This is a genomic window from Delftia sp. RIT313, assembly GCF_000632165.1.
Lineage (GTDB): Bacteria > Pseudomonadota > Gammaproteobacteria > Burkholderiales > Burkholderiaceae_C > Comamonas > Comamonas acidovorans.
Genome location: NZ_JFYT01000112.1, coordinates 143,972 through 153,780 on the forward strand (window position 1 = coordinate 143,972; position 9,809 = coordinate 153,780).

General features: G+C 69.9%; 7 protein-coding genes. 3 read left to right on the forward strand and 4 right to left on the reverse strand.

Features of this window, described 5'->3' with window-relative positions:
• Positions 1-13: 13 nt before the first annotated feature.
• Entirely contained in the window at positions 14-1,171 is a 1,158-nt protein-coding gene (locus BW39_RS29285) for an ABC transporter substrate-binding protein (protein WP_013804370.1), read from the reverse strand.
• Between the two features lie 198 nt (positions 1,172-1,369).
• On the opposite strand from BW39_RS29285, the gene BW39_RS29290 reads away from it, so the two are divergent.
• Together BW39_RS29290 and BW39_RS29295 are read left to right on the forward strand one after the other, a co-directional pair.
• The gene (locus tag BW39_RS29290) at positions 1,370-3,448 is read left to right on the forward strand and encodes a molybdopterin-containing oxidoreductase family protein (RefSeq protein ID WP_043825829.1); all 2,079 of its coding nucleotides are present in this window, start codon (positions 1,370-1,372) and stop codon (positions 3,446-3,448) included.
• 90 nt (positions 3,449-3,538) lie between these two features.
• The gene (locus BW39_RS29295) at positions 3,539-5,296 is read left to right on the forward strand and encodes an ABC1 kinase family protein (protein WP_043825833.1); all 1,758 of its coding nucleotides are present in this window, start codon (positions 3,539-3,541) and stop codon (positions 5,294-5,296) included.
• A 239-nt stretch (positions 5,297-5,535) separates the two neighbouring features.
• Here BW39_RS29295 and BW39_RS29300 read toward each other — a convergent pair whose 3' ends face one another.
• From BW39_RS29300 to BW39_RS29310, 3 genes are all read right to left on the reverse strand, one after another.
• Positions 5,536-6,510, reverse strand: a complete 975-nt coding sequence (locus tag BW39_RS29300; protein ID WP_016446620.1) for a Bug family tripartite tricarboxylate transporter substrate binding protein — start codon at positions 6,508-6,510, stop codon at positions 5,536-5,538.
• Positions 6,511-6,591: 81 nt separating this feature from the next.
• Positions 6,592-7,605 (reverse strand): TraB/GumN family protein, encoded by a 1,014-nt coding sequence (locus BW39_RS29305; RefSeq protein WP_043825818.1) that lies wholly within the window; start codon positions 7,603-7,605, stop codon positions 6,592-6,594.
• Positions 7,602-8,624, reverse strand: a complete 1,023-nt coding sequence (locus BW39_RS29310) for a fumarylacetoacetate hydrolase family protein (protein WP_034390060.1) — start codon at positions 8,622-8,624, stop codon at positions 7,602-7,604. The genes BW39_RS29305 and BW39_RS29310 overlap by 4 nt, the downstream gene beginning before the upstream one ends.
• 126 nt (positions 8,625-8,750) lie before the next feature.
• Here BW39_RS29310 and BW39_RS29315 point away from each other — a divergent pair, with 126 nt between their 5' ends.
• The gene (locus BW39_RS29315; protein ID WP_012203056.1) at positions 8,751-9,530 is read left to right on the forward strand and encodes an IclR family transcriptional regulator; all 780 of its coding nucleotides are present in this window, start codon (positions 8,751-8,753) and stop codon (positions 9,528-9,530) included.
• The last annotated feature ends 279 nt before the right edge of the window (positions 9,531-9,809 follow it).

Genomic DNA, 9,809 nt, shown 5'->3' on the forward strand with positions numbered 1-9,809 from the left:
TAGAGCTGCAAGCCTACACCCGGACCTTGCCGTCGCCGGTCAGCATGGACAACTCCACGAAGCGCGGCTTGCCGGACTGCGGCTTGAAGACCAGCGGGAAGCCGGCCACCTGCTGGCCGTGCATGGCGTCGAGCGCGGCCACCAGGCCGTCGCGCGTGGGCTTGCCCGAGGCCGATGCCTGGCGCAGCGCATCGGCGAACACGCGCGCCGCCAGATAGCCTTCCATGCTGGAATAGTTGGGCGTCAGCTTGCCGCCGCCCTTTTGGATGGCCGCCAGGAAATCGCGCGTGATCTGGCGCGAGGTCTGGAAGGGCGAGGGCACGACCTGGGTGACCACCACGCCTTCGGCATCCTTGCCCAGCGTCTCCGACAGCGCCTGGGCACCCACGAAGGACACGTTGTAGAACTGCCCGCCAAAGCCTGCCTGGCGCGCCGCGCGCACAAAGGCCGCGCTGGCCGAGTAGGTGACGATCTGCACGATCACATCGGCGCCCAGCGGCACCAGCGTCTTGACGGCCGCCGCCACGTTGTTCGAGTTGCGCTCCACCGTGGCCGCGCCCACGGGCTCCAGCCCCTTGGCGGCCAGCGCCGCCTTGACACCGGCCAGGCCCGACTCGCCATAGGCATCGTTCTGGTGCAGCACAGCCACCTTCTTCAGGCCCAGGCCCGTGAGGTGGCGCACCATCAGCGCCGTCTCGTCGGCATAGGAGGCGCGCACATTGAAGACCAGGTGGGCCAGCTGGGGCTGGCGCAGCGCGTCGGCGCCCGTCAGCGGTGCGAACAGGGGCACGCGCGCCTTTTGCAGCAGCGGCAGCGCGGCCATGCTGGTGGAGGTGCCCACGTAGCCGAACAGGGCGAACACGTCGTCGGACAGGAAGCGCTGGGTATTGGCCGCGCAGCGCTCGGGCTCGTAGCCGTCGTCCATCACGCGCAGTTCGATGTTGCGCCGGGCAATGCCCCCCTGCGCGTTGAGCTGTTCGAAGTACAGCTTGGCGCCTTCATGGAAGGGCTGGCCGATCTGCGCTGCAGAACCGGTCAACGGGCAGGACTGGCCCAGCACGATGGTGCCTCCCGCGTCCTGGGCGCGCACTGCGCCGGTCCAGGTGGCGGCAGCAGCCGTGCTGGCTGCGATGAACTGTCTGCGGCTGAACGCCGTCTTGGGTCGGAGCATGAACTTGCCTGTTTTTGTCACTGGAATCGGCGCCGTTGCTGCGTGCAGCCGGCTGCAAGGGTCCGCATAATAAAGACAAGCGGCGATTGCGGCATGCAAGACCGGCACCGCCCCTTGCCCGTGACGGCCTTTTCCCGTTTCCCCGGCTTTTCACGGTTTTTTCGCAAAGTACCCACCCTGTCCGAGACCGCTGCCACCATGTCCTCCGCCACGCCCCCACTCCAGGCCACCTCACAGGTGCTGGGCGCCTGCCCCCATGACTGCCCCGATACCTGCTCGCTGGTGACCACGGTCGAAGACGGCATCGCCAAGAGAGTCCAGGGCAACCCCGCCCATCCGCACACGGGCGGCGTGCTCTGCGCCAAGGTCAGCAAATACACCGAGCGCAGCTACCACCCCGAGCGCGTGCTCACCCCGCTGCGCCGCGTGGGGCCCAAGGGTTCCGGGCAGTTCGAGCCCGTGGGCTGGGACGAGGCGCTGGCCGACATCGCCGCCCGGCTGCACGCGCTGGCGGCGCGCGATCCCGAAACCATCCTGCCCTACAGCTACGCAGGCACCATGGGCCTGGTGCAGGGCGAGAGCATGGACCGGCGCTTCTTCCACCAGCTCGGCGCCTCGCTGCTGGACCGCACCATCTGCTCCAGCGCCGGGGGCGAGGCCCTGAACCTGACCTATGGCGGCAAGCTGGGCATGCGCGTGGAGCATTTCACCGAAAGCCGGCTCATCCTCATCTGGGGCAGCAACAGCATCGGCAGCAGCCTGCATTTCTGGCGCTATGCGCTGGAGGCCAAGCGCAACGGCGCACGCCTGGTGTGCATCGACCCGCGCAAGACCGAGACCGCCGACAAATGCCACGAGCACCTGCAGCTGCTGCCCGGCACCGATGCCGCCCTGGCACTGGCCCTGATGCACGAGCTGATCACGCACGGCTGGCTGGACCACGACTACATTGCGCGCCACACGCTGGGCTGGGAGGAACTCAAGGCCCGCGCCCTGCAGTGGCCGCCCGAGCGCGCGGCCCAGGTCTGCGGCCTGCCCGTGGAGCAGATCCGCCAGCTGGCGCGCGACTACGGCACCACCACGCCCGCCGCCATCCGCTTGAACTATGGCGTGCAGCGCGCGCGCGGCGGCGGCAATGCCGTGCGCGCCATCGCCTGCCTGCCGGCCCTGGTGGGCGCCTGGCGCCACCGTGCGGGCGGCCTGCTGCTGTCCGCCTCGGGCGCCCTGCCCGCGCAGCGCGCCCGACTGCAGATGCCGCACCTGCTGGGCGAGCGCCGCCCGCGCACCATCAACATGAGCACCATCGGCGACGCCTTGCTGCACGAAGGCGGCACTGGCTTCGGCCCGCGCGTGGACGCCATCGTGGTCTACAACAGCAATCCCGTGGCCGTGGCGCCCGAGTCGGCCAAGGTCGTGGCCGGCTTTGCGCGCGAGAACCTGTTCACCGTCGTGCTGGAGCAGTTCATGACCGACACGGCCGACCTGGCCGACTACGTGCTGCCGGCCACCACGCAGATCGAGCACTGGGACATCCACGGCAGCTACGGCCATACCGACGTGCTGCTCAACCGCCCCGCCATCGCGCCGCTGGGCCAGGCGCGCAGCAACGGCCAGATCTTCCGCGACCTGGCCGCGCACATGGCGCGGCATGACGACGCCTTTGCCGCTGCCCATTTCCAGACGGGAGACGAGCAACTGTGCCGCGAAGCCTTCGAGGGGCGCGGCGTGGACTTCAACGAGCTGATGGACAAGGGCTTTGCCACCCTGGCCCTGCCCGAGGCCCCCTTTGCCGAGGGCGGCTTCGCCACGCCCTCGGGCCGCTGCGAATTCACCAGCGCCGAGCTGGCGCGGCGCGGCATGGACCCGCTGCCCGACTACCTGCCCAACTACGAAACCGCCGAAACGGATGCGCGCTACCCGCTGGCCATGATCTCGCCGCCGGCACGCAACTTTCTCAACAGCAGCTTCGTCAACGTCAAGAGCCTGCGCACCATGGAAGGCCGACCGCTGGTGGAACTGCACCCCGACGACGCCGCCCCGCGCGGCGTGGCCGAGGGCGACCGCGTGCGCGTCTTCAACGACCGGGGCAGCTACGAATGCCACGCCACCCTCAACGGCCGCGCGCGCCGTGGCGTGGTCAACGGCCTGGGCATCTGGTGGCGCAAGCATGGCGACAACGGCACCAACGTCAACGAGCTCACCCACCAGCGCCTGACCGACCTGGGCCGCGCGCCCAGCTTCTACGACTGCGCGGTGCAGGTGCAGCGGCTGGCCTGAGCCCCGCCCCGGAGACGGGCGATTCCTGCGCAATGGCGTCTGGCGCATCGGCACAATGGACCGCATTGCCACCACCGACAGGAGATGCCCATGCTGCAAACCGCCGTGGTCGCCGTGCGCGACCGTGCCCGGCTGCAGGAAATCGTCGGCGTGCTGCTGCGCTTCGGGCTGGCCGACCTGGTCGACACGCTGGGCCTGGCCCGCTTCGCGCCACGCGGCAGCCAGCCCCATCCCGAGCATCCGCTGGATGCCAGCCGCCCCGAGCGCCTGCGCATGGCCCTCGAACACCTGGGTCCCAGCTTCGTCAAGCTGGGCCAGATCATGGCCACGCGCTCGGACCTGCTCGCGCCCGAATGGACGGCCGCCCTGCAGCAACTGCACAGCCACGCCGCCCCGCTGCCCTGGGAGACGGCCCAGCCGCTGATCGAGCAGTCGCTGGGCCTGCCCGTGGAGCAGGTGTTCACGCATTTCGATCCCGTGCCGCTGGCCTCGGCCTCCATGGCCCAGGTGTACCGCGCGCGGCTGCCTGCGGCCGAAGACCGGGATGACCGGCAAGACCAGGAGGACGGCAGCGGCAGCGATAGCACCCCTGCGGCCAGCGCTGCCGACATCGAAGTCGTGGTCAAGGTCCAGCGCCCCGGGCTGCGCCCCCAGATCGAAGCCGACCTGCGCCTGCTCGAGCACCTGGCGCTGCTGGCCCAGGAACAATGGCCGCAGCTGGCACGCTACCGCCCGCGCGAGGTCACGCGCCAGCTGGGCCAGGCGCTGCGCGAGGAACTGGATTTCACCGTCGAAGCCCACAACGGCGACGCCGTGGCGCGGCACTTCGCGGCCCAGCCCGAGATCGTCGTGCCGGCCATCCACTGGGCATTGAGCGGGCCGCGCCTGCTGGTGCAGGACTTCGTGCCGGGCGTGCCAGCCTCGGCCGTGGGTGCGGACCCCGCGCTGGACGGCCCGCTGCTGGCGCGCCGTGGCGCCTGCGCGTTTTTGCAGATGGTGCTGCGCGACGGCCTGTTCCACGCCGACCCGCACCCTGGCAACCTGCTGGCCCTGCCCGGCAACCGCGTGGGCTTCATCGACTTCGGCATGGTCGGGCGGCTGTCGCCCCAGCGCCGCCGCCAGGTGCTGGGCCTGATGCGCGCCCTGGTCGAGGGACAGGGCCGCAGCCTCTCGGGCGTGCTGCTGGAATGGGCTGCCGAAAGCGAAATGCCCGGCCGCGCCCCGCCCTCGGCCGCGCGCATCGAGGCCGCCGTGGACCGCTTCGTGACCCGCCATGGCCCCGGCGCCAGCAACGGCCGCCTGGTCATGTCCCGCGCACTGCAGGACTTCATGGCCCTGGCCCGCGAAACCGGCGTGGCCCTGCCCGCCGACATGGCGCTGCTGCTCAAGGCCCTGATCACGGCCGACCAGGTGCTGCTGCAGCTGGACCCGCAATTCGACGTGGTGCAGACGGCCACGCCCCTGGTCAAGGCCCAGCTGCTGCAGCGCTACTCCCTGCGCAGCCTGGCGCGCCAGCGCCGCGCCGCCATGGCGCAGTGGCTGGAACTGGCCGACGACGCGCCGCACACCCTGCGGCTGGTGATGCAAAGACTGCGCTCGGGCCGGCTGCAGGCCGACCTGGACATACGCCACATCGACCGGCTTTCACTGGCACTGGAACGCGCCGCCACCCGCCTGGCCCTGGCGGTGGTCTCCGGCGCCTTCATCCTGGGCCTGGCCCCCGGCCTGCTGACCATGGGCCCGCGCCTGTGGGGCATCCCCCTCTTCGCCGCCCTGGGCGTGGCCGGCGCCGCCGCCAGCCTGGCCGTTCTTTTCACCACCATGCGCAGGCAGAAGGCGCTGGATTGATCGCTGGATTGGCGATCAGGAACGCCAAAAAAAGCAGCACCAGCGCATCAGATCAAAGCCGGGCGCCGCCCCCAAAACCGCCACGGCCCAACCCAAAGACACCGAGGAAGGGCCTACGCCGGCCGCGCCGCCCCGCACCGAGGGTGTCGCCGGCTGCCCGTACGCCCCCTCCGCGAAGCGAGAAGGGGCGCCGTGCAACGGGCGACGTGCAACGGGAAGCGGCGCAGCCGCTCAGGGGGTCAGTCCAATTTGACGCCAGCGCTCTTGATGATCGCCCCCCAGCGCTTGGATTCCGCGCGCGACATGGCCAGGAACTGCTCGGGCGTGCCGGGCAGCGCCTCCATGCCGAAGTCCTGCATGCGCTTGACCACGGCGGGGTTGGCCAGGGCCTTGTTGAGTTCGGCGTTCAGGCGCTGCACCACGGCGGGGGGCATCTTGGCCGGGCCCAGGATGCCCTGGAAGGCATAGACCTCGGTATCGGGCACGCCGACCTCGGCCAGCGTGGGCAGCTCGGGCAGGCTGGGCACGCGCTTGCCCGTGCCGATGGCCAGGGCGCGCACCTTGCCCGACTGGATCACGGGCAGGCCAGAGGCCAGGTCCAGGAACATGCAGGGCACCTGGCCGCCCATTACGTCGGCCAGCGCAGGCGCCGCGCCGCGGTAGGGGATGTGCGTCAGGAAGGTGCCCGTGCGGTTCTTGAACATCTCCATGGCCAGGTGGTGGGGCGAGCCGTTGCCGGGCGAGGCGTAGTTGACCTGGCCCGGATGCGCCTTCACGTAGGCCAGGAATTCCTTGAAGGTCTTGGCCTCGAAGTTCGGGTTCACCACCAGCGCCATCGGGAAGCGGCTGATGCCGCCGATGTAGGTGAAGTCCTTTTCGGGGTTGAAGGACAGCTTGCTGAACAGGTGCTCGTTGTAGGCCAGCACGGCGTTGTCGGCCGACATGATGGTGTAGCCGTCGGGCTTGGCCGTGGCCACGATCTGGGCGCCGATGTTGGTGGAGGCGCCGGGGCGGTTGTCCACCACGATGGTCTGGTTCAGCGTCTGGCGCATGGCCTCGGCCACGGTGCGCGCCAGCACGTCGGTGCCGCCGCCGGGCGGATAGGGCACGACCCAGCGGATGTTGCTGGCGGGCCAGTCCTGCGCCTGTGCAAAAGGCGCGGCCATGCCGGCGGATGAGGCCGCCACGGCGGCCAGGAATTGTCTACGGTCCATTGTTGTCTCCTGTGGGATGGGTGTGGATGGGTCCTGGCCGCGCCCTGTTGCTCTTGTTCATGGAGGCGGCGGCCGTGTGTTTCAGGGCGGGCTGGCTGCGGGGAACTCCACGCGCTGCACCTTGAAGCCCTGGGCCGCCAGCAGCGCCGGCAGGCCGCGCGTGCCCACCATGTGCAGGGCGCCCACGGCGGCGAACACGCTGCGGCCGGAACGGATCTGCCGCGCCACTTCGCGCGCCAGGCCGGGGTTGCGGCCATAGACCATGCGGTCGTAGTCGGCACGCTCGGCGGCATTGGCCATGCAGTCGCACCAGTCGGGCAGGCTCTCCAGCAGGTGGATGCGGCCATCGGCCCAGACCTTCGCGATCAGTCCCAGCTTCTGGGAGGCGATGCCGCTTTCCAGCTGGCGCAGGCCGGACTCCACCGTTTCGGCCACGCGCGCGGGGTCGTCCGAGACCAGTTCGCGCAGTTGCAGCTCGGGCGTCTCCAGCGACAGCACGGGCTTGCCCAGGGCCAGCGCCACGCCGGCCAACGAGAAATCGATGCCATAGGACGCGTCCAGCCCCTCGCTGCGGCCGGCCAGCGACAACAGGGAGATCACCTGGGCGTCGGGGCGCAGCAGGGCCAGCTCGGGGCCGGCGCAGGCCAGGCGCCTTTGCTCCTCAAGCCGGCGCTGGAGATCGCCGCGCAGCGGCGGCGCATCGGGCCGCGCCTGCATGCCTGCGAACAAGACCTTCATGACCTCGGGATCGAGGATGTTCAGCTCCAGCGCCAGGCTGTCGGCGGCCCGCAGCGCGTCCGCCACCGTGGGGCCGGGCACGCTCCAGTCGAGCTTGGCCGCGTGCATGGTCCCGTAGAGCCAGCTGGTGCGGCCCCGGTGCTCGATGCGCCACAGCAGTCCACGGTCCTGCGCCTTGCGCTGCAGGGCGCGGATCTCGTCCGGGCCGGGCATGCGCGCCTCGGGCGGGCAGGTGACGGGATCCGCGGCCGGGGGCGCCGCGAATGCCGCGGCCAGCGGCGACAGCGCCAGCGCGGCCAGGCCGGCGCGCAGCGACGTGCCCGCCAGGCGCCACCAGGGTGCGCAGACGCGGCTCATTCGGCAGGCTCGACGATGTTCTGGTCGATGGCGCCGAAGATGCTCTGGCCGTCCTTGCCCTTCATCTCGATGCGGATGGTGTCGCCAAAGCGCATGAACTCGGTCTTGGGCGCGCCGTCCTGGATGGTCTCTATGCAGCGCTTCTCCGCAATGCAGCTGTAGCCCTTGGGCCACTCCATGCGCCGGTTCTTGCCCTTGCCGCTTTCCACGCCCTTGTTGCTCACGGTGCCGCTGCCCACGATGGAGCCGGCGCGCACATTGCGCGTCTTGCAGATATGGGCGATGAGCTGGCCGAAATGAAAGCTCATGTCCTCGCCCGCATCGCACATGCCGACCTTGCGGCCGTTCCAGGTGGACTGCAGCGTCAGGTGCAGGCGGCCGCCCTTCCAGGCGTCGCCCAGCTCGTCCAGCGTCACGGCCACGGGGCTGAAGGAGGTGGCGGGCTTGGACTGGAAGAAGCCGAAGCCCTTGGACAGCTCATTGGGGATCAGGTTGCGCAGGCTCACGTCGTTGGCCAGCATGACCAGGCGCACGCCGCCCAGCGCACGCTCGGGCGTGGCGCCCATGGGCACGTCGGCGGTGATGACGGCGATCTCGGCCTCGAAGTCGATGCCCATGGACTCGCTGGGCACCACCACGTCGTCGCAAGGGCCCAGGAAATCGTCGCTGCCGCCCTGGTACATCAGCGGGTCGGTGTAGAAATTGGCAGGCACCTCGGCGCCGCGCGCCTGGCGCACCAGCTCCACATGGTTGATGTAGGCCGAGCCATCGGCCCACTGGTAGGCGCGTGGCAGCGGCGCCATGCACTGGCGCGGATCGAAGGCAAAGGCATGGACCGCCTTGCCGCTGTTGAGCAGGTGGTACAGGTCCTGCAGCTGGGGCGCCATGTAGCTCCAGTCGTCGAGCACCTGCTGCAGGCGGCTCGCTATGCCGGTCGCATAATGGGCCTGGCTCAGGTCGCGTGACACCACGACCAGTTGCCCGTCCCGCGATCCGTCCTTGTATGTGGCAAGTTTCATGCTGCTCCCCCGTGCCGCCGCCGCGCGCCACGGCATCCGGGCAGCGGCCTGGATACCCATGGCGACGCAGCCACGAATTACGATAAGTTAAATTGATTTAACTAAACAAAACCAAATTCTATTGCAATGGACAAGGAACGCGCAGGGATTCAATCGGTCGAGGTCGGTTTTACATTGCTGGAGGCGCTGACGCGCGCCCGGGGCCCGCAGATGCTCAAGGACCTGGCGTCCGACGCCGGCATGAGCGCCGCCAAGGCGCACCGCTACCTCGTGAGCTTCCAGCGCATCGGCCTGGTCACCCAGGACGCGCGCACCTCCCGCTACGACCTGGGCCCGGCCTCGCTCAAGCTGGGCCTGGCCTCGCTGGCGCGGCTGGACCCCGTGCGGCTGGCGCGCGAACGCATGCCCGCACTCATGGAGCGCATCCACCACACGGCGGCCATCGCCGTCTGGGGCAACCACGGGCCGACCATCGTGCACTGGGAGGAAAGCGCCCAGTCGGTCACCGCCAACCTGCGCCTGGGCGATGTCATGCCCATGCTGGCCTCGGCCACCGGGCGCTGCTTCGCGGCCTGGCTGCCGCGCGAGGTCACGGCCCCGCTGCTGGAGCCCGAAGTGGACAAGGCCCGCCGCATCCAGCGCAAGGACCTGCCGCTCACCCCCGAGGCCATAGACGCCATGCTGGCCGAGGTGCGCGAGCGCGGCACCGCCCGCGTGGTCGATACCGTGCTGCCCGGCATCGTGGCCTTTTGCACGCCGGTCTTCGACTCCTCGGGCCATATCGTGCTGGGCCTGACCACGCTGGGCTCGATTGCCACTTTCGACCCCGAATACGGCGGCGCCATCGACGCGCCGCTGCGCGAGGCCTGCGTGCAGCTGTCCCAGGACCTGGGCTGGAATGCCTGAGATGAAGCTACACCCCCTGAGTCGCTTCGCGCCTTCCCCCTGGAAGGGGGACGACAGCCTCGCTGCGGGGCGGCGCGGCCGGCGTAGGCCCTTGCTCGCTGTCCCTGGCCTTGGGCCGCGCCGGTTTCATGGGCTGTGGGTGGCGCGCAGCACTATGGATAACTGACATGAGTCTACGCCAGCGCGCCCTGCCCGCCCTCACCGCCGTGGTGCTGGGCGTGCACGCCCTGGCCCTGCTGGGCCTGCCGCTGTGGAGCCAGGTATCGGCGCCGCACACCG

Excerpts from the sequence above, each read along its gene's own strand:
- BW39_RS29285 (WP_013804370.1), bottom strand. The coding sequence starts at position 1,171 with ATGCTCCGACCCAAGACGGCGTTCAGCCGCAGACAGTTCATCGCAGCC.
- BW39_RS29290 (WP_043825829.1), top strand. The coding sequence starts at position 1,370 with ATGTCCTCCGCCACGCCCCCACTCCAGGCCACCTCACAGGTGCTGGGC.
- BW39_RS29295 (WP_043825833.1), top strand. The coding sequence starts at position 3,539 with ATGCTGCAAACCGCCGTGGTCGCCGTGCGCGACCGTGCCCGGCTGCAG.
- BW39_RS29300 (WP_016446620.1), bottom strand. The coding sequence starts at position 6,510 with ATGGACCGTAGACAATTCCTGGCCGCCGTGGCGGCCTCATCCGCCGGC.
- BW39_RS29305 (WP_043825818.1), bottom strand. The coding sequence starts at position 7,605 with ATGAGCCGCGTCTGCGCACCCTGGTGGCGCCTGGCGGGCACGTCGCTG.
- BW39_RS29310 (WP_034390060.1), bottom strand. The coding sequence starts at position 8,624 with ATGAAACTTGCCACATACAAGGACGGATCGCGGGACGGGCAACTGGTC.
- BW39_RS29315 (WP_012203056.1), top strand. The coding sequence starts at position 8,751 with ATGGACAAGGAACGCGCAGGGATTCAATCGGTCGAGGTCGGTTTTACA.